The 20618-nt window shown below is 57.4% G+C and carries 14 protein-coding genes and 1 tRNA gene; 11 read left to right on the forward strand and 4 right to left on the reverse strand.

Features of this window, described 5'->3' with window-relative positions:
• Positions 1-43 precede the first annotated feature (43 nt).
• Genes ACR0FG_RS06870 through ACR0FG_RS06880 form a run of 3 tightly spaced genes read left to right on the forward strand, consistent with a single transcriptional unit; the run spans position 44 to position 3007 of the window.
• Positions 44-631, forward strand: a complete 588-nt coding sequence (locus ACR0FG_RS06870) for a TRAP transporter small permease (RefSeq protein ID WP_480891369.1) — start codon at positions 44-46, stop codon at positions 629-631.
• A complete protein-coding gene (locus tag ACR0FG_RS06875) occupies positions 632-1921 on the forward strand; it encodes a TRAP transporter large permease (RefSeq protein ID WP_170711338.1) in 1290 nt (429 codons plus the stop codon).
• Between the two features lie 24 nt (positions 1922-1945).
• Positions 1946-3007 carry a TRAP transporter substrate-binding protein gene (locus ACR0FG_RS06880; protein WP_480891371.1) on the forward strand — a complete coding sequence of 354 codons (1062 nt, stop codon included), beginning with the start codon at positions 1946-1948 and terminating at the stop codon, positions 3005-3007.
• A 30-nt stretch (positions 3008-3037) separates the two neighbouring features.
• On the opposite strand, the gene ACR0FG_RS06885 is transcribed toward ACR0FG_RS06880, so the two are convergent.
• On the reverse strand, positions 3038-3508 hold the full coding sequence (locus ACR0FG_RS06885) for a tetratricopeptide repeat protein (protein WP_170711336.1): 471 nt from the start codon (positions 3506-3508) through the stop codon (positions 3038-3040).
• A 15-nt stretch (positions 3509-3523) separates the two neighbouring features.
• Here ACR0FG_RS06885 and ACR0FG_RS06890 point away from each other — a divergent pair, with 15 nt between their 5' ends.
• On the forward strand, positions 3524-4792 hold the full coding sequence (locus ACR0FG_RS06890) for a cytochrome-c peroxidase (RefSeq protein ID WP_480891373.1): 1269 nt from the start codon (positions 3524-3526) through the stop codon (positions 4790-4792).
• A gap of 5 nt (positions 4793-4797) precedes the next feature.
• Here the strand turns inward: ACR0FG_RS06890 and ACR0FG_RS06895 are convergent, their stop codons facing one another.
• Together ACR0FG_RS06895 and ACR0FG_RS06900 are read right to left on the reverse strand one after the other, a co-directional pair.
• On the reverse strand, positions 4798-6201 hold the full coding sequence (locus tag ACR0FG_RS06895) for an MATE family efflux transporter (protein ID WP_480891376.1): 1404 nt from the start codon (positions 6199-6201) through the stop codon (positions 4798-4800).
• Between the two features lie 103 nt (positions 6202-6304).
• Positions 6305-7609 carry a SagB family peptide dehydrogenase gene (locus ACR0FG_RS06900; protein ID WP_480891378.1) on the reverse strand — a complete coding sequence of 435 codons (1305 nt, stop codon included), beginning with the start codon at positions 7607-7609 and terminating at the stop codon, positions 6305-6307.
• A 23-nt stretch (positions 7610-7632) separates the two neighbouring features.
• Between ACR0FG_RS06900 and ACR0FG_RS06905 the strand changes: the two genes are divergently transcribed.
• The 7 genes from ACR0FG_RS06905 to ACR0FG_RS06935 all read left to right on the forward strand — a co-directional run bounded on the left by ACR0FG_RS06905 (position 7633) and on the right by ACR0FG_RS06935 (position 20367).
• A complete protein-coding gene (locus ACR0FG_RS06905; RefSeq protein ID WP_480891380.1) occupies positions 7633-8922 on the forward strand; it encodes a cytochrome P450 in 1290 nt (429 codons plus the stop codon).
• A 192-nt stretch (positions 8923-9114) separates the two neighbouring features.
• A complete protein-coding gene (locus ACR0FG_RS06910) occupies positions 9115-9345 on the forward strand; it encodes a hypothetical protein (RefSeq protein ID WP_170711332.1) in 231 nt (76 codons plus the stop codon).
• Positions 9346-9359: 14 nt separating this feature from the next.
• Positions 9360-11630: a TOMM precursor leader peptide-binding protein gene (locus ACR0FG_RS06915; RefSeq protein WP_480891382.1), complete on the forward strand. Its 2271-nt coding sequence runs from the start codon at positions 9360-9362 to the stop codon at positions 11628-11630.
• A gap of 24 nt (positions 11631-11654) precedes the next feature.
• The gene (locus ACR0FG_RS06920) at positions 11655-12167 is read left to right on the forward strand and encodes a hypothetical protein (RefSeq protein ID WP_170711330.1); all 513 of its coding nucleotides are present in this window, start codon (positions 11655-11657) and stop codon (positions 12165-12167) included.
• A 13-nt stretch (positions 12168-12180) separates the two neighbouring features.
• The gene (locus tag ACR0FG_RS06925; protein WP_480891385.1) at positions 12181-13503 is read left to right on the forward strand and encodes an FAD-dependent oxidoreductase; all 1323 of its coding nucleotides are present in this window, start codon (positions 12181-12183) and stop codon (positions 13501-13503) included.
• The gene (locus ACR0FG_RS06930; RefSeq protein WP_480891388.1) at positions 13500-14813 is read left to right on the forward strand and encodes a tryptophan 7-halogenase; all 1314 of its coding nucleotides are present in this window, start codon (positions 13500-13502) and stop codon (positions 14811-14813) included. Before ACR0FG_RS06925 ends, ACR0FG_RS06930 begins: the two co-directional genes overlap by 4 nt.
• The gene (locus ACR0FG_RS06935) at positions 14806-20367 is read left to right on the forward strand and encodes an AAA family ATPase (RefSeq protein ID WP_480891390.1); all 5562 of its coding nucleotides are present in this window, start codon (positions 14806-14808) and stop codon (positions 20365-20367) included. Before ACR0FG_RS06930 ends, ACR0FG_RS06935 begins: the two co-directional genes overlap by 8 nt.
• A gap of 113 nt (positions 20368-20480) precedes the next feature.
• Here ACR0FG_RS06935 and ACR0FG_RS06940 read toward each other — a convergent pair.
• Positions 20481-20570 (reverse strand) — tRNA-Ser (locus tag ACR0FG_RS06940).
• Between the last annotated feature and the right edge of the window lie 48 nt (positions 20571-20618).

A 20618-nucleotide genomic window follows, 5' to 3' on the forward strand; every position in this document is an offset into this window, starting at 1 on the left:
TATTCCGCGGGACAAACCCGCAGCCTAATAAGGGAGGATCCGCATGGGCGGATTGACGTCGGTGCTGGCACCGATCGCTTTTGTGAATGAAACCGTGCTGCGACTGGGCCGCGCGGTCGGAGTTGTTGCGGTTGCAGTTATGGTGATCGCAATCCTCATTCAGGTATTTTTCCGCTACGTACTGGGCAACGCCCTGCCCTGGCCGGATGAGGCTGCGCGGTTTTGCATGTTGTGGATGACAGGCTTGATGGCCCCGACTGCGTTCCGGCGCGGCGGGTTTGTTGCAATCGATATGGTTCCAAGACTGCTGCCCATGGGCATTGCGCAGATACTGAACATCCTGCTTCTGATCGTATCTTTGGCCGTTCTTCTGGTCGCAGTCTCAATCGGCTGGTCCGAGGTCACAGGCTTTGGCGGCAAATTCGCGACTGCGGCGCTGTATCTGCCGACCTCTCTTGGTTTCGACGAATGGTATCGCATTCCGCGCAGCTGGATGATGGCATCGCTGCTGGTCGGCGTCATCCTTCTGGTCGCGGTCAATATCGAGTTGATCCTGCGCGCGCTCATCACGCTGTTGGGTGGTGGCGACCAATTGCCGGACATTGCAGACGCACCCGTGGGGGCCGAATAGATGCTGATCTGGTTCCTGCCCGCCTTCCTTGTGTTCCTGATGATCGGTCTGCCAGTCTTTTTTGCGCTTCTGGCCGCGCCCGGCATCTTGCTGTGGCTGAACGGTCAAACCAACGACATCACACTGCTTTATCGCAATGTTTATAACGGGATGGACAGCTTTCCGCTGATGGCAATCCCGTTCTTCATGCTGGCCGGAGAGTTGATGAATCGCGGCGGCATCACCATCCGTCTGGTCGAGTTCAGCCAGGCCCTGATGGGCCACCTGCGGGGCGGCCTTGCGCATGTGAACGTGCTGAGTTCGATCCTGTTCGCGGGCCTGTCCGGCTCGGCGGTGGCTGACACCTCGGCGCTTGGGTCGATGCTGATCCCCGCGATGGAAAAACAGGGCTACACCCGCAAGTTTGCGGCTGCTATCACAGCGGCCAGTTCGGTAATCGGCCCGATCATCCCGCCTTCAGGGATCATGATTATCTATGCCTATGTCATGGGTGAAAGCGTAGCGGCGCTGTTTCTTGCCGGGATCGTACCGGGCGTTATGGTCGGCGTCGGTCTGATGCTGATGATCAAGTTCATGGCCGACAAATACGACTTTCCGGTTGCAAGCCGCAAATACACATGGGGTGAGCGGCGTCAGGCCAGTCTCAAGGCGTTCTTTCCGCTGATGACCCCGGTGATCATTCTGGGCGGAATCCTTGGCGGCATCTTCACCCCGACCGAGGCCGCCGCAGTGGCGGTTGGATATGCCTTTATCATCGGGTTCTTCGTTCTGCGCACGCTAACGCTGAAAGAGGTGCCCGAGATCCTCGGCAATGCGGGGCTCACATCGGCGGTTGTTTTGCTGCTGGTCGGCGCTGCGATGGCATTCAAGACGGTTGTCAGCCTCAGCCACGCGCCCGAACAATTGGCCGAGTTTATCCTCAGCCTATCGGAGAATCCGCTGATCCTGCTGTTTCTGATCAACCTGTTGTTGTTCATTGTCGGCATGTTTCTGGATGCAGGCCCTGCGATTATCATCCTTGGCCCCATCCTCGCCCCGATCTTCACCAGCCTTGGCGTCGACCCCATTCATTTCGCCATTATCATGAGCGTCAACCTGACCGTCGGTCTTGCCACTCCGCCCATGGGGCTGGTCCTGTTTGTTGCCGCCGCGGTGTCGCGCGAACGGGTCGAAACCATTGCCAAAGCGATCCTGCCGTTTCTGGCGGTCGAAATTCTGGTGATCTTTCTGATCACCTATGTCCCCGCAATCTCGATGACGATCCCGCGCATAACGGGATTTGCAAACTAACTGGGTATCACAGGGAGGAAACGCATGCTCAGAAGATTTATCAAAACCGCAGCGGTGGCGACGTCGCTCGTGGCGGCGTCCGCCATCGCGGCCACCGCCGCAGATTATACGCTGCGCGCCACGGCGAACTCGAACGAAAACGACGAGGACTATGATGGTCTGATCGTTTTCAAGAACTATGTCGAGGCGGCCTCGAACGGCGCCATCGAGGTCGAGTTGTTCATCGGCACGCAACTCTGTTCCAACGGAGCGGAATGCCTGCAGGGTGTGGCGGACGGAACCATCGATATCTACATTTCGACATCGGGCGGGGCTTCGGGCATCTTTCCCTATGTGCAGGTTCTGGACCTGCCCTATCTGATGGCCGACGACCGGATTGCCGAGCACGTCCTGTCGGGCGATTTCACCCGCAAGGTCCGCGACATGGCGCTAGAGGACTCGGGCGGTGCGATCCGTTTGATGACCATCGGCAATACCGGCGGCTGGCGTAACTTTGCCAATACGCAGCGCCGGATTGCGGAGCCTGCCGACATGGAAGGTTTGAAAATCCGCACCGTGGTCGCCGACCTGCCGCAGGAGCTGGTCAAGGCGCTGGGTGCTTCGCCCACACCGATCCCGTGGCCGGAACTGTTCACCAGTTTCCAGACCGGCGTGGTCGAAGGATCGAAGAATGGCATCACCGACATCATGGGCATGAAGTTCCCTGATGCGGGTCTGCAATATGTCACGCTGGACGGTCACGCCTATATGGGCGCGCTGTGGTGGATGAACAACGCCAAGTTTCAGGAGATGCCCGAGGATATGCGCCGCGTAGTGGTGGACGGGTTCTATGCGCTGCAACAGGCGACCTTCGCCTCACCCAAGCGCAAATCGATTCAGGCTTATGAGGATTTCGTTGCCGGTGGTGGCGACCTATATGTGCTGACACCTGATCAGAAAGTCGCGTTCAAAGAGGCGGCAACCCCGGTCTACGACTGGTTCCAGTCCAATGTGGCACGTGGGGATGAGGTATTTACCGCGCTAACCGACGCTGTGGCCGCCGCCGAGGCAGACGTCAACGCGTCACGCGATGCAGATCTGAACTAAGAAAATCAGGCCGGGCCTCGCGCCCGGCCCCTACCGAAACGGGTACATCCACCCTTTGTAATCGTTCACCAGAACATGCGCTTTTTCGATCTGCTCTGGCGTCATCTTCTTGACCACTTCTTCAAGGCTGATCGCCGCATCGGGATCACCACCTATGGCGCTGAGCGTGTACCACATGTAAGCCCGAACCAGATCAGGCGCAGGCATTCCAAGACCCAGTTCATAGTACCACCCGATCCCAGACTGCGCCCCCGGATGGCCCTTCAGCGAAGCGCGCAGATACCATTCGAACGCACGCTCGTAGTCCTGTTCAACACCCAACCCAAGCCCGTACATCACACCGATCAGCTCTTCGGCCTCGGCATTTCCGGACCGGGCGGCTGGCATCAACGCTTCTCGGGCTTCCTCAAACTGCCCGGCCTCCATCAGGTCGCGCGCCTCTTCAAGCTCGGCAAGGGCCGGTGTCGCGAACAGGCAAAGGGCAAATACAATCTGACGCATGGCGTTGTTTTCCTGTTGGCCGGGGCTGCGGCAGCGCAGGATTTGCCGCGCCCGCTGACCGATGACGATTTCATTCTCTTTGATATGGAACAGGCCGCCATCGGTCATCAGCTTTTTTATGATCCCATACTGTCGGGGAACCAAAACATCGCCTGCGCGCATTGCCATCATCCAGATTTCGGCACCTCGGACGGGCTGTCCCTTGGGATCGGAGAAGGCGGAGACGGACTTGGACCTGATCGAACACCCGGCACGGGTACAGACAAAATCCGTAAGCGGATTCCCCGCAACTCTCCGGGATTGTGGAACCTTGGCGCCAGGGAAATCCATACGCTGTTCCACGATGGCCGCCTCAGCCGGTCGGAGATCTATGGCAATGGCTTCAACTCTCCGGCACAGGAATGGCTGCCCGAAGGGCTGAACTCTCTGCTGGCGGCACAGGCGCTGTTTCCGCTTACGGCTCAGTTTGAAATGGCAGGCAACGTGGCCGAGAATGAAGTCACAGGTGCAGTACATGACCGGATCGACAAGGGCTGGCCCATCCTTGCCAAACGTGTTCGCACCGATCCGCGTTACGGAGCTGCCTTTGTCAACGCCTTCGAGTCCGTAGACTCCGCCGAAGACGTAACTATCGTCGAGATCGCCAATGCTCTGGCCGCATTCATGGCGCTGGAATGGCGCAGCACCGACAGCCCGTTTGACCAATTCCTCGCGGGTGACATCGACGCCTTGTCATCCAAACAGAAAGACGGAATGGAGTTATTTTTTGGCAAGGCAAAGTGTTCGACCTGCCATTCCGGCCCGTTTCTGTCGGATCAGAAATTCCACGCGCTTGGCCTGCCGCCCTTCGGGCCCGGTCGCACCCGGCAATGGGATCCTTACGCCCGCGATGTCGGACGCATGGGTGAAAGCAACCGGCTCGAGGATGCCTATCGCTTTCGCACACCCATGTTGCGAAACGTTGCGCTGACGGCTCCCTATGGCCACAACGGCGCTTTCCCCGATCTGGAAAGCATCGTACGTCATCACCTTGACCCTTCGGCAAGTTTTCAAGGCTGGCAGAGGCAAGACGCCAACCTGCCCCCGGTGCCGTGGCTGCAAAAAGCCGACTTTGTCATCTGGCAGGATAAGCTGGAAATGCGCAGACAACGCGCGAGATTGGACATTCAGCCCCTGAACCTTTCGGATGACGAGGTGACGAGCCTTGTCGAATTTCTGAACGCCCTAACCGGGACCAGCACGGAAAATCCGCCCTTCGGTGTACCCGACGGATTTATCCCGTAAGCACCCTACCAGCCGCGCCGCCCGAACAGCGATTGCATCCGCCCTTGCTCGGTAAAAGGCTCGGCCAACACCGGGCGCGAAAGATTGGCGACGACGCGGTTTACCAGCAGCCAGCCTATGACCGCGAATATCACGCCGCCGAACGCCTGCCCCAGCAAAACCCCGGGTGCGCCCGCAATATGCGAGCCGATCATGACAAAGACCCATGTTCCGATGCTGTGTCGCCCCCAGTTTATCCAGGTCGAATAGATCGGGTGGCCCAGATTGTTGAAACTGGCATTGGTGACAAAGATCACCCCGTTAAAGAATGACGCCAGCGCCAAGGGTCCGCAGAACAGGTAAATCAACGTGCGCGTTTCGCCTTGTGCATCGAACAGGTCGGCGATGGGCGCGCGTAACAGAAACAAAACGGTCGCCATCGCCAGCACATAGATGCCGGTGAATTTCACACCTGCCAGAAAGGCGGCCCTGACGCGATCATACTGCCCTGCACCAAAGTTCTGACCGATGATAGGCCCAATGGCACCGGACAGTGCAAAGATCACCGAAAATGCGACAGGTAAAAGCCGTCCGATCACGGCCATTCCGGCCACCGCGTCGGTGCCGTAATCCGCGATTTCCCGCACCACGATGGCGTTGCCGATCGGCGTGGCAATGTTGGTCAGGATCGCAGGTATGGCGATCATCCTGACCGCCCCAAAATCACGCGCCACCTGCCCCAGTGACGGACGCGCAAAACCGTCATGCACCCGCAGGGCCGGTAACAAAGCTGCAACCAGCATCGTGATCCGTGCCAGAACCGAGGCCATTGCGGCCCCGTCCAGACCCAGACCGATACCAAAGATCAGGATCGGATCCAGCACCGCATTGACCACGCCGCCATAGATCGTCGCCATCATCGACCGGCGTGCATCCCCATGCGCGCGCAGTACAGCCATTGAGGTCATCGCCGCAGACATGATCCACATCGTCGGCAGAATGATCGAGACGTATCGCGCGGCCAGTCTAAGTACCTCGTCCTTTGCTCCCAAAAGGGAGAGAAGGCCATCGACATTCAAAAGAACCAGCACTGAAACCAGCGCCCCGATGCACGCCCCGAGGACGCCAACACTGGACGCGAATTGCCGCGCCTTTTCAGTGCGGCCTGCTCCAAGCTCGCGGGCGACCAGCGCGCCGGCGGCGATGGACAGGCCGATATTTACCGCATTGGTAAAGAACAACAACGTGCCCGCATATCCAACTGCTGCCGCAAGGGCGTCGTTGCCAAGCATCGAGATGAACACCATGTCCACGAAATCCACGGCAAAGATCGCCATCAGACCGATACTGGTCGTCAGCGACATCCGAACCACATGGCGCATTAGCCCTCCGGTCAGGAACACCGCGCTGGTTTCTGATTTGCCCGCCATTTTCCTTTGGTCCCCGGCCTTTTGCCCGAACCACCCTGCCCGCAATGCCGTGTGGCCAGCAAGAAGTATGATGGTTTCGTGCAGATGAAGTGACCGATTGCGTTCAGGCGGATGAGCCGATCATTATCTCTCCGACCGAAGGCACATCCCCGATATCCAGCCCCGAGGCTGTAGCGAAGGTAACTGCGTTCCCGACGCCCAACGGACAGACAGCCAGCCCCATTGCCGCGCCCGCCAGTTGGACGCATTGGAAAACAGCCCCTACTTCTTTCAGCACAAGCGAATAGGCAAGATCGCCATAAGTCGCCCGCATCACTTTCATATCTGCGGCCAGAACAAGCAGCGTCTGAGGCAGCGACGCGCAATCCGCAGCAGCGGCCGCATCCGCCGAAAGCGCCTTGAGAGAGGGTGTATTTTCAGCAATCATGGTCAGGCCGTGATGCCGCGCATCATAGGCATAAAGACCCGGCGCAAGGCCTTCGCAACGATGAACCAAAACATACGCAGTCAGCGGGTAAAGCCCGCCGCCACTCGGGTAAGGACGTCGGCCATTTTCTTGATAGAAGCACCGAAACAACAACTCGCCAAGCTGCGCGCGCGTCATCGGATCGGTGCCTTGCTGTCGGCGGCTTTGGCGGTTTTGGGCAACCAAAGCATAGGGCGGATCATGCGCGATCAAATCTGCCCTGTCGGGCAATGGCAACGCGATCTGCGGCAAAGTAGCGGGCGCATTGGCAGGCGTGGTGTTACTGCCGGTTTTTCCGATTTTTCTGCGCGCAAAGCCGTTGCGTGTGCGGCTGTGAAACAACGCCTCGTGCACCGGTGCGCCTTCGCGCGCGTCGTTCTCGAACAATGCGCACCATGCAAAAAGCCTCAGCAGCGCGTCCCTTGCCAAAGGCTCGAACCCGGGCAGATCCTGCGTTGCCTCGATGCCTTTGGACAAATCGAAAAGCAGCCCTGCAAGCCGCTTGTCCAGCAGATCAACGGTCGCCCATCCGCCCGGAACCTGCGCCCGAATACCACCATCATGGGACTGAAGAATTGCGCGCGACGAAAGCGAGAGAGGGTTTGCAGGCAAAGAAGCCGGAAATCCGGTTTCCGGCGCACGATTGGGGATGCAGGTCGCAATGATCTGCGCATCTTGCATCAAATGCCTGCACAGAAATCCCATCTGGTCGAGGCGATACAGAAAGGCGGCAGCTTTGTCCTGCGCGTCAGCGCCGTGACCCTCGCAAAGCGCGGCCTCACTGACACTGCCTTGCGACAACGTCTGCGCCAGCATCACCTGCACCGTGTCGGCAAGGGGTACGGACCCCGCCGGGCTAAGCAATCGAGCCGGTTCCGTGTTGATCTCAAGCCTGACGTCAGGGGCAAGACCATAGGTCCAAATGTCCGAATGCCCCATCATCCGGCACCGCAGCGGAGGGCTGGATGACCCCGGCACAAACCAAAGCGCCTCAAGGCCCGGACAGCGCGGAACATATTAAGCTCAACGCGAGTTTCTTCCGGCGCGATCCGATGGGGTTTCTGGAAACGATAACGCAGAACTTTGGAGATATTGCGCGATTCGATCTGGGCAGCGGGCCAATTGTCCTGATCAACGACGCAGATCTTGTCCGCGAAGTATTCCGGTCTCACGAAGCGAACCTTCGTAAACCCGATTTTCTGCGCGCATCGAATTGCGGATACTGGGGCGACGGGCTGACGACGCTGGAGGATCCCACGATCTGGCGCCGTCGCAGACAGACATTGCTTCCCCTGTTTCGGGCCGCATTGCGAATACCCCGGCTTGCAGTCGCGACTGAGATTGCGCAATCCATGTCGGCGCGTTGGGCCGATGGCGGCAGGATCAATCTGCGTCATGAACTGCGTCTGCTGACGGCTCGTATTGCCCTGCGCACAGTCATCGACGCCGACCTTGAGGGGTATTCCGATGGCTTGAACCGCAGCGGGTTGGTCCCCTATCTGGAAGGTTACGGCGAAGATTTTACGTCGGAAGAAGGCCCTTTGCGGATGACCCGCCCTCGCGCGCCACAACAGATGGACTCGATTCTGGCGATTATCGACACGCGTATTCGAAACTGGACGGATCGCGGCGATGTTCTTTCGGCGTTGGCCCACGTTCATCTGACGATGCCTGAAAGCCTGTCGCGACAGGACGTGATCGGCGAAATCATCCAGATGCTGTATGCAGGTCATCTGACGTTCCCCTTTGTCTTGTCGACCTTCTGGCGGGATGTAGCCACCCATGGGCTTGAGAGGCAGCTGGCGCACGAGGCCAAGGCGCTGGGACCGACCCGCTTGCAATGCATCCAAACCCTTGGAAACAGCCGCACAACTGCGATTTTGCGCGAATCCATGCGTCTGTCGCCACCCGCGCCCATCCTGTATCGCGAGGTGTCGCAAACGTTTAATCTGTCCGGGTATGATCTGCACGAGGGGTTGGGCCTGTGGGTCAGTCCGGGTTTGATGCATAAAGATCCTCGTAACTTCCCTCAGCCTGCCGCATTCCTGCCTGACCGCTTTGCCGCCGGCCGGTTGCCCGCTGCCTCGGCCAAAGCCTACATGCCTTTCGGAGCCGGACCAAGGGTATGCATCGCCGCCGCTCAGTCCATCTCGCAGATGACAGCGATCATCCTGACCATGGCTCGTCAGGTTGTGCTTCAACCCATCACGGATGCGCCCGAAGTTTTTGAGGTTCAGCGCAGGGTTCAAGATTGAAACACTGCAGCTAAGTAAGCCAGACGCCTAGATTAAACTTATGTTTTCCAGCCAACAAGCGGCTTGATTGACGCCTTCCCCTGTGAAAGAGTCAAAGCAATGCGATGAGCCCGAAAACAGGCACGTTGCAGCGCCGCGATGTCGGAAGAATACATGCGGCAAATCTGCAAACATAAAAGGGAGTGAATTTCGATGAGCGCACCTACCAACGAAGACTGGGGCAAGATGCACGCGAAAGCCTGGAAAGACCCAGAGTATCGCACATTGCTGGAACAGGATCCCACCTCGGCGGTCAAAGCCTATGGCAAGGAAATCGGCAAGGAATTCACCCAGATCGTCAATATCGGTGACAAGCCCAGCGATGTCTCGGATGACGATCTTCACACCCATGATGACGCGGTCGCCCCACCCGCCTGCTGCTAAGGGCGCAAGCCCTTATGTATGACAGTGCCATTGCGGCACCGCGGTTCAAATCCAGTATCGAGGCGATCTCCGATCCCGAAGAAGGTTTGTACCTCTTCAGCGAAATCGGTCATATCTGCCTGACCGGAAAGGTTTTTTCCGATCTCGCGCCTTTGCTGGACGGAGAGCATCTGGTCGAGGACATATTCGAAAGCCTGTGCCGACATCACGTCAGCACAGACATTCTTGCTGCCCTCGACTTGTTGAAACGACACGGCTTCCTCGCCGAAGAAACCTCGGCGATGCCCAAAAGCAAGCAGGCATTCTGGGAACTGGCTGAAACAAGCCCAACGAAGGCCGCCACGCGCTTGGCGAATACGCCGGTTGGCGTCATCGGCCTGGGTCAAGTTGACATTGGCGAAATGCGCGCCTTGCTGGACCGTAACGGGGTCCGGATCACTGACCGCGGTGCAGTTACCGTTGTGGTAACGGATGATTATCTCAGTCCCGAGTTGACCGATTGGAACCGGCAGGCGATCGATGAAGGTGTGCCTTGGCTTCTGGTAAAGCCCGGTGGGCTACAAAGCTGGCTGGGGCCAGCGTTTACCCCCGGTGAAACAGCCTGTTGGGAATGTCTGGCCCATCGCCTGCGCTGGCATCGACGGGTTGAAATTCATTTGGGTCAGCGTGCAGGCCGGATGGGTCAACCACTGGCACCGCAGGCGCATACCGACGCCGCCGGGATTGCCACATTGGCCGAAGCCGCCGCCGAAGTGACGCGCTGGATCGGAACGGGGCGGTTGTCAACGCTGTCAGATCGGGTGATCAGCACAGACCGTTTGACTCTGAACAGGCAAGACCATGTGCTGACCCGCAGGCCACAATGTCCGGCTTGCGGTGACAAAGCTGGAGTACGCTCCGCCGGGAAACCTGCTTTGCAATCCCGGCCCAAGACGCCCGACCGTGATGGTGGGCATCGCGCAAGTCGACCGAGTGAAGTGCTTTCCAGGCTCGACCGCCATGTCAGCCCGATCACCGGCATTGTCGGGACAGTACGACCGGGCCTCCGCAGCGGTCCAAGTGATTGTGCAGACTGGATCACGCCGACCTTTTCTGCCGATCACAACTTCTCAGACATACATGACAACCGCTTTTTCCTGCGCGAAGGTCTAAGGCGTCGGTCCGGCGGCAAGGGCCGTAACCCCGAACAGGCCCGCATCAGTGCGGTCGCGGAATCTCTGGAGCGGTACTCGGGCGTGTTTGACGGCACCGAGACCCGTCGCCTTGCCCGTCTTGGTGACTTGAAAGACAGCGCCCTTCTACCCAACGATTGTCTGGGCTACAGCGACAGGCAATACGAAAACCGCGCCAGGCTGAACCAAAAAGAGCATAAAGCTCATTGGGTTGCAGAGCCTTTCGACCCCGACGCCCGGATAGAATGGACGCCGCTGTGGTCTTTGGGTCATGAAACGGTGCGCTACCTACCGGCCTCAATGTGCTATTTCGGCTACCCGGGCCCCGGCCCCGTATTTGGCCGTGCGGATTCCAACGGTTGCGCGGCGGGTGGCACGCTGGAAGAGGCTATTCTGCAAGGGCTTCTGGAACTGGTGGAACGAGACGCGGTTGCCATATGGTGGTACAATCGCCTGATCCGTCCAGGTGTCGATACGACCAGTTTCGGGGACCCCTATGCAACTGAACTTGCGGTACATTATCATCGGATACATCGGAATCTTGAGGTGATCGATGTGACCAGCGACATTGGCATCCCGACCTTTGCCGCCATATCCGGCAGGACCGACAAACCCGAAGAAGACATCATCTACGGCTTCGGCTGTCATCTCGACCCGCAGATTGCCCTGTCGCGCGCCCTGACCGAGATCAACCAATCCCTTGAAGCGGTGCCCAAATTAGGCGGCTCAGAAGATCAGACGACATATCTTGGCGGCACCGAGGCTATCGCGTGGTGGCGCAATGTGACGCTGGCGGATGCGACATATCTTGTCGCGGACCCTGAACAACCGCGTGCCAGAGCAGAGCAGTTTCAAAACCGGGCAACTGATGATGTACTTAAAGACGTTCAGACCTGTGTGTCGCTGCTGAAAGCACAGGGGATCGACGTGCTGGTTCTGGATCAAACGCGGCCCGATGTGAATTTCCCGGTTGTGCGTGTTGTGGCCCCGGGGTTGCGGCATTTCTGGGCCCGCTTCGGTCCCGGTCGGCTTTATGACGTTCCGGTCAAACAGGGCTGGCTGTCGTCACCAACGCCCGAAGCGGACCTGAACCCTCATGTCAGTCAGTTCTGAGAACCAACCACTGGAGGATCCCATATGACTACGCCTACAACGTTCGACTATGCGCAGCCGTTCGACATTATGATCGGCATGTGGACCGGACATTCAATCACCTATGACGAAAAAGGCAATTACCTGTACACAGGCCCCAGCATTCTGACGATCGACTGGAAAGTGCCCGGAAAGGTGATGCACTATCGGCAGGAAGACCTTGGAAACCTTGACGACCTCCTGGATGATCATCTGCACCGCAAGGCCCTAAAAGAAATGTTTGCGCTGCGTGAGTTCGATCTGCAAGTAGACGGCAAATCATGCGAGTCGACCACGGGTCCGATCAAGGTCAAGGGCGCGGAAAGCTCCCCCGGCACCTATCTGTTTCACCTCAATTTTCCGCAGGGCGACTATTACAACAACCAGTTTTTCCTGAACCCAAATCAACGCCGTATCATCGGCCCTTATGTTCCGCGCAACGCAGATGGCACGAATGACGGTTTCAAATTCGTGGTATCGCAGACCTTTGAACGCATCTCGTACGAGGTGCCCAAATAAGAGCTCGAAATCCATGCCCGACTCGGCAAACCCGCAATCCGCTCCTAAAATGCAAGACGCGCAGGCGTTTGTCATCGGTGGTGGTATTGCGGGGTTGCTTTCGGCGCATATGCTGAAGGATCGGGTGGCTAAAGTTACGGTTATTGAGCGGTCGACTTATTCAGAACCTTCAGGTGACGCTCCTGCTGCCCGCCCCGAAGTGCCGCAAAGCCATTGTTTACACATGCTGATGGGCGCAGGTGCCAGTGCGTTCGACGAGTTGGTGCCCGGATGGCGTGAGGCTTTGATGAATCGCGGCGCGATCACATACGATGCCGGGGCCGATGTTGCCTTGCGCGTGGCCTCAGGATGGTTACCGCGGGTTCAAACCGGGATCACGCTGTATGGCGCATCCAGGTGCTTGATCGAAACCGCGCTGCTGGATGTACTTAGCGATGCCGAGAACGTTGAGATCCTGACAGGCCAGCGCGTAGTCGGAATCGAACTTGATCCCGATGAAAAGCGCGTGCGCGGACTCAAGCTAAACACAGCCGACGGTCGCAGAGAAATCCCGGCAGATTTGGTCGTCGAGGCCAGCGGCGTCGCCTCACGGCTGCCGCGCTGGCTGGCGCAACACCACGGAGCGACGCACCAGATCGCGCGCACCGAAACCGCTCCGGGTCGGCAATATGTTTCATGTTGGGTACGGATACCTCCTGCTTATGCACCGGATTGTCAGGGACTTGCTCTGGCCCCGACCCGGGACTCTGGTGGCCGCGCAGGTATGATGATACGGGCCGAGAACGATCTGTGGGGTGTTGTATTGCAGACCCCTGAGACCGTACCACTGCCAACCGACGGTCAAAGCCTTGTAGCCCTATCGGCCGAGTTGTCGGACACCGCATTGCACGACATTCTGCAACATGCCACCTTGGCAAGCCCCCTGCACATCTATGGCCGCACCGCCAATCGGTGGCGTCACTACGAAGATTATCCGCATTGGCCTGCAAACCTTTTCGCCGTGGGCGATAGTGTATGTGCGCTGGACCCTTATGCGGGGCTTGGGATGACCTCAGCCGCGCGGGGTATTCAGTTGCTTTCTCGTTTTTTGGATGAGAAAGAGTGCGCAATGGAAAGTGCGACCCAATCGTTTCAATCCCGGCTTGCGGAACATAATCAATGGCCGTGGTGCATTGCCACCGGCGACTGGGCAAGCGCCACAACGCCTGGGCTACGCTGGCACCTGGAAAGCCTGACACAGGCCGCACCGTTCGACCCTGAATTGGCTCGGATGTTATTGGAAGTGCAGCACATGTTACGCCGACCAGAAACTCTGACGAAGGAGGCCGTCGCATGAAAATCGCTGTTTTAGGGGGCGGCACTGCAGGCTTCATCGCCGCTGCGCACATGACCCACTACTTTCCCGACGCAAAGCTGTGGCATATTTTTGATTCCCGCATTCCGACAATTGGTGTTGGTGAAGGAACAACGCCTCGCTTCCCGATGTGGCTGAAAGAGGTCACGGGCGTCGGCCCTGAAGAAATCGGTGAGCGCTGCGGCTCCACCGTGAAAATGGGTTCGCTGTACGAAGGCTGGGGCGCTGACGACAATACGTTCGTCAATCGATTTCAGCCCCCTCGGCTATATGGTTATCACTTTGATGCGGGACGTGTGACTGGACTGATCGGTGATCATGTAAACGCCATCCAACTTGATGCGCGCGTCGTTTCGCTAATCCGTTTTCCGGACCGAGTGCAGATCGGGTTTGAAGACGGCAACAGCCTAGAGTGTGACTATGTTCTGGATGCGCGCGGCTTTCCTGCCGGCGCATGGGCGGACGCCCCGGATGACCCGGATATTATTCGCATGGATTGGATTCCGACGGGTCGCGCCATGGTGCGCAGGTTGCCGCCCAGCAAACAAACCAGCATGTCACGATCAATCGCGCGCCCGCATGGATGGGCCTTTCAGATCCCCCTGCGGGACTGGACGTCCTGCGGATATGTCTTCAATCCTGCGCTCAGCAGTGATGAGGATGTTCTGAAAGACTTCGATGCCTTTCTTGAAAGCGAGGGTACGGAACCTACAGAAATCCGCGTCAGGGTGAGTTTCCCAAACTTTATGCGCCGCAACTGGTTTGACGGTCGCATCTTCACAATCGGCAACGCCGCATCGTTTGTTGAGCCGCTTGAAGCAACGGCCATTGGCGCGACGATCATGCAGGTTCGCACCGCGCAGCGCTGGATGGCCGAGCCTGATCGCAGCAACGTTCCGGAAAAAGCAGCAGTAGATCACGCAAACGCCACAATGCGATCCTACATTTTGCGCAATTCACTGTTTATCGCATGGCACTATGCGTGCGGGTCACAATGGAACAGCCCATTCTGGGATCTGGCCGCCGATAGCCTCACGCGTGCAGGCAAACACAAATACCTAAAGCGACACATGGGTGCGATGACTGATTTTCTGGATGCTGGACGTAATCTTCCCGGAGCCAGAATCGGGGCGTGTACCGATCAGAAAAAATGGGAAAATGACGTATTGCCCATGTTGACCAGATACGTCCCGTTTGGCAATTTCTCCGAGCTTAATTTTGCACAAGTTGGCCACGGTATCGGCTATTATAGCACTAACCACAGTACCGCAGGTGGCGATATCCATGGCTAAAGTAAACATGTCCTTTGTTCCGGGTTTCCAACTGTCGGAACGGCTGTATGAAAGCGATCATTCATTTGTGCTGCGCGCCACACGCGATTCCGACCGCGCGCGGGTGGTGATCAAGATCCTCAAAAGCGATTTCCCCAGCGCATCGAGACTCGCCCGTTTCCGCAGTGAGTTTGAAATCACCAGCAGCCTGGATTTGCCGGGCGTGATCCACGCGCAAGAGCTTCATCGCTACGACAAATCCCTGATGATGGTGCTGGAAGATTTTGACGGAATCTCGATTGCGGACCTTCTTTCCACGCGGGATCTGTCGCGAGAAGAGTTTCTGGACACCGCGCTGCAAATGGCGCGTGCTTTGCAGGGCGTTCACAAATCGAATGTGATCCACAAGGATATCTCGCCGCAGAACGTTCTGATCAATCCGGGTACTGGCGAAGTCAAATTGATCGACTTTGGTATTTCGACCCGGTTTTCCACCGAGCGCCCGGTTCTCAAAAGCCCCGAAGTTCTGGAAGGGACGTTGCAATACATCTCGCCCGAACAAACCGGGCGCATGAACCGAACGCTTGATCATCGCACCGATTTCTACTCGATGGGCGCGACGTTCTACGAGATGCTGACTGGCGCGCCGCCGTTCGAAGTTGATGACAAGCTGGAACTGGTACATTGCCATGTCGCCCGGGAACCTGTGCCGGTCTATCGCCGCAACCCGGATGTGCCGCTTGCCCTGTCCAAGATCGTCGGTCGGATGATGGCTAAAAAGGCCGAGGACCGATACCAAAGCGCAGCAGGCATCGTCGCCGATCTTGAAGCCGTACGACTTGGGTCCGGTCTGGAACGGTTCGAGCCAGGGCGCGCGGACAGGATTGAACATTTCAACGTTCCCGAACGTCTCTATGGCCGTGATCGCGAGTTGCGTACGCTGCTCGAGGCCTTCGAACGCGTCCGGAACGGGCCAGCTGAGATGATGCTGGTATCAGGCTATTCAGGCGCGGGCAAAACCGCACTTGTGAATGAAGTCCATAAACCGATCACCCGCGCGCGTGGCTATTTCATCAAGGGCAAGTTCGACCAGTTCAAGAAAAACGACCCCTACTCCGGTCTGACGGTCGCGCTGCAGGATCTGGTGCGTCAATTGCTGACCGAAAGCGAAACGCGGCTGGCAAGCTGGCGGGAAGAACTCAACGAGGCGCTTGCCCCAAATGCATCGGTTATTCTGGATGTTGTTCCGGAACTTGAACTGATCATTGGCCCGCAGCCCGAAGTCCCCGAGTTGGACCCGGCCGAGGGAACCAACCGCTTTAATCAAACGGTCCGCAAATTCTTGCGTGCCTTGTGTGCCCATGATCGGGTCGTGGTCTTGTTCCTTGACGACCTGCAATGGGCGGATAGCGCGACGCTGGGTCTGTTGAACGTCATTCTGACTGATGACGAGATTGGTCGGCTGCTTTTGATCGGCGCCTATCGCAGCAACGAAGTGGACGCGATGCATCCGATGACGCGCGCGCTGGATTCCGTGCGCGAAGCAGGTGGCCGCCTGTCCAGTCTTGCGCTTGCCCCGCTGGGAATGTCCGACATTGCGACATTGATCGCGGATACGCTGCAATCCGACGCATCGCAATTGATCGAGCTGGCCCAGCTAGTCGTGCAAAAAACCCAAGGGAACCCGTATTTTGTTCGTCAATTCCTGATGGATCTGCATCAAGAAGGACTGATTACCCAAAAGGCGGATAACCCCGATGACCCGATGCGCTGGTCTTGGGACGTTCAGGCAATCCGCGCTGCGAAGATTACGGACAATGTCGTTGATCTATTGCTTGAAAAGCTGAGGCGGCTTGAAACCGACACGCAGTCTGCATTGCAACTGGCTGCGTGCATCGGCAACCGTTTCGACATCGACACACTGGCGCTGATCCGCAAGATCGAGCCGCAAAAGGCATTTGAGTGTTTGCTGCCAGCCATTCGCGAAGACATGATCCGGCCTCTGTCTGATCTTGTCGTGACGGAAAATGATGATGCCCTGTCCCCGCTTGTCGTGCGCGAGTTTGCGTTTCAACACGACCGCGTGCAACAGGCCGCTTACAGCCTGATCGACATCGATGATCAGGACGGTGTGCACCTTGCTATCGGACGTCAGCTAAGGGCGCGACTGACCCCGGAAGAGCTCAACGAACGTATTTTCGAAGTTGTAGACCAACTGAACATCGGGCGTGCGGGCATCGACGACCGGGCCGAGCAAATCGATCTGGCGCATCTTGACCTGACGGCTGCGCGAAAGGCTTACGATTCAGCTGCTTATGGCGATGCGTTGTCATTTGTGAATGTGGCCTCAGAACTTCTTGGGCCCGAAGGTTGGGATGAAAACTACGAACTGACCTTCGAAGCACACCGCCAATCCGCTGCGCTTGAATATCTGACAGGAAATTTCGACCGCTGCACCGAGATTGTGAATGCAACGCTAGAGCACGCAAAGACCGATCTGGAAAAGGCCGAAATCTACTTTACCCGCATCGCTCAACACACATTGCTGATGGAATTCGATCAGGCCATCGATGCTGGCATCAAGGCGCTGGGTCTTGTGGGCGTTGAGATGAGCCTCGAAAACCTTGAGGAAGCTGGTCAAAACGCCATCGGAATGGCTGCCGGGATGCTGGGTGAAGGCAACCCGGCTGATCTGTTCAACAATCCGGATGTAGACAGCCCCGAAATCGCGCTGGCTCAGCGCAGCCTGCGCCATCTGACCATTGCGGCGTTCCTTTATAATCAGCAGCTATTCCCCCTGATTGTCGGAACCTCGGTGCAATTGTCGCTGAAACACGGCAATGCCCCTGAATCGGCACTGTTCTTTGCGAATTTCGGCCTGATCCTAGGCGCGTTCATGGGCAAGTTTCGCGAGGGGCTTGCCTTTGGCGAACTGGCGCTCAAGCTTTGCGACAAATTTGGTGCACGGGCCCCCACCGCTACTGTCTGCCTTGTCACGGGTGTCGAACTCATTCCCTGGGTTCATCACGTCCGCAACGTCATTCCAGTGATCGAGCGCGGATATCGCGAGGGCATGGATTCGGGTGATATCCTTTGGGCCGGATATCTTGTTATGTATCGCGTCGTGATCGACAGCTTTGCAGGCAAACCCATCGGCGAGGTTTTGGATGGGATGCCCGACCAGCTTCACGCGATCCATCGGGCACAGAACCATGGCGCTGCGGCTGGCATCCATGCTCACCAACTTGTGCTTTCCACTCTGGCGGGACGGTCGCATTCAAGCACCGATTTCTCGACCGAAGAGCTGGATGAGGCGACTTTTTTGGCGTCTTGCGAAGAAAACCAGATGTCGATGGCGATCTGTTTCTACAGGATCCTGAAGGCTCAGGCGCTGTATGTATTCGGTCGCCCTCATGAAGCGTTGGCTGAGACCCAAATGGTTGAGCCGATGTTGAATTTCATCATCAACCACCCCAACCTGGCCGACCATCTTCTGTATCAATCGCTTTCAATTGCGGCGCTGCAAAATGGTGACGGATCAGACTCCGAAATGCGTGGCAAGCTGGAGGCCAATCTGGAACGATTGGGTCAGTGGGCCGAATCCGGGCCGGACAACTTCAAAGCCAAAGAACTGATCGTCGCGGCCGAGATTGCGCGTATTGACGGCAACGATTCCGAAGTGCTCGACCTGTTTGATGCGGCAATTGCCGCTGCCCAAAAAGGCGGGTTCCTGCAGGACGAGGCTGTGGCCTGCGAACTTGCCGCGCGATATGTCATGAAACGCCGCCCCTATGCACGGGTTGGCACAATGTATCTGCGCGATGCGCGCTATGCCTACCAACTGTGGGGCGCGCAACGAAAGGTCGAAGAGCTTGAGCTGGAATTCCCGCAACTGCTGACCGAGCAGCGCGAACGCAGAACCACCGCGCAGCAACTTACCGAAACGGCGTCAAGAACAGTCGATACCACGACAAATCAGTACCTAAAGGGCGATCTGGACCTTAATACACTGCTGAAAGCCGCGCAGACGATTTCGGCAGAAGTTGTTCTCAGCCGCCTGCTGGATCGTTTGCTTGGCACTTTGATCGAAAACGCCGGTGCGCAGCGCGGCGTTCTGCTGCTGACGCGCGGCGAAGAGATCATGATCGAGACCGAAGCCAGCGTTATCTCGGAAAACAGCTCGTCTCAGATGCCTGTGCCGCTGGACTCAGAGGAAGGCGCAAGAATCCTGCCGACCAGTGTGATCAATTATACCGCACGAACGCATGAGATCGTGCTCGCCGATGATGCCCAGATTGATGAGCGTTTCATGGTTGATCCCCATGTTCAGGAAAACGAGACGCGGTCCGTCCTGTGTCAGCCGATCCTGCATCAAGGCGAACTTGTGGGCCTTGTCTATCTGGAAAACAACTTGGTCAGCTCAGCCTTCAAGCCCGAGCGCGCGCGGTTGTTGTCGCTGCTATCAGGACAGATTGCTGTCTCCATCCGAAATGCCGAATTGGTGGAGAATCTGGAAGATAAGGTCCGCGAGCGCACGGAACAACTTGAAGTGCACGCCAAGTTCATCGAACAGACATTTGGTCGCTTTCTTGCAGGTGAAGTGGTGGATCAGTTGTTGAAATCGGCCGAAGGCGTGGATTTCAGCGGGCGGAAAACCAGCGTTACGGTGCTGATCTCGGATTTGCGCGGCTTTTCGACCCTGTCCGATACGCTGCCACCCGAAAACATCGTTACGATGCTGAACACCTATCTCAGCGAGATGACAAACGTCATTCAAAAGTACAATGGAACCATCGACGCCTTTATCGGTGACGCAATCCTTGTTGTCTTTGGCGCGCCGTTGCAACGCCCCGACGATGCCGAGCGCGCCCTCGCCTGCGCGCTTGAGATGCAAAACAGGATGGGATGGGTCAATGACTGGAACACCCGCAACGGCTTGCCGGAAATCGAGATGGGTATTGGCGTGAATACCGGTGAGGTTGTTGTCGGCAATATCGGTTCAGACAAGCGCGCCAAATACAGTGTTGTCGGCAGCACAACAAACCTGGCTGCGCGGATCGAGGGCTTTACCGTCGGAGGCCAGATCCTGATTGCGGACGACACGCGCAAGGCAGTCAAAGCACCTCTGGAGTTACGCAGCTTCCGCACTGTAGAAACCAAAGGCGCGGGCAAGCCGCTTGAGCTATATGAACTCATTGGTATGGGTGGCACCTATGCAGTCTCTCTGTCGACCCAATCGGTGGAACTGACCCACATTGACCCGGCACTTGGGCTTACGTTCCGCTCGGTTGTTGACAAACAGATCGTTGGCGAGGCCGAAACCGGCAAGGTGCGACAATTGTCATCGACCGAGGCGCACATTCAAAGCGACGAGATACCCGAACCTTTTACAGACCTGCAGCTTCTGATCGACCGACCGGACGGCTCGGGACAAACCATGGGTGTCTATGCCAAAGTTCTGGACCAGGTGGTCGAGGATGGGTGCTTTGCTGTACGCTTTACCGCCGTTCCTCCTGATGTCCGCGAAATACTTGGCGATTTCATTGAACAAAGTCGTGTCAGGCCGGTAAGCTAGATGGCCTCAGGGCGACTTCGGGTGTCAAAGTGGTCGGCGGTCAGCCACGGCCACGGACATGATCGCGTTGCAGGGTGCGCAACGTGTCATCTATATATCGACTGCGTGCAATGTGGCGGAGAGACAGGGATTCGAACCCTGGAGACGGTTTCCCGCCTACACACTTTCCAGGCGTGCGCCTTCGACCACTCGGCCACCTCTCCGTGTCGGCGATATTTGGACCATAGAAACAGGATTTGCAAGGCCCATTT

It is taken from the genome of Ruegeria sp. E1, assembly GCF_056534225.1.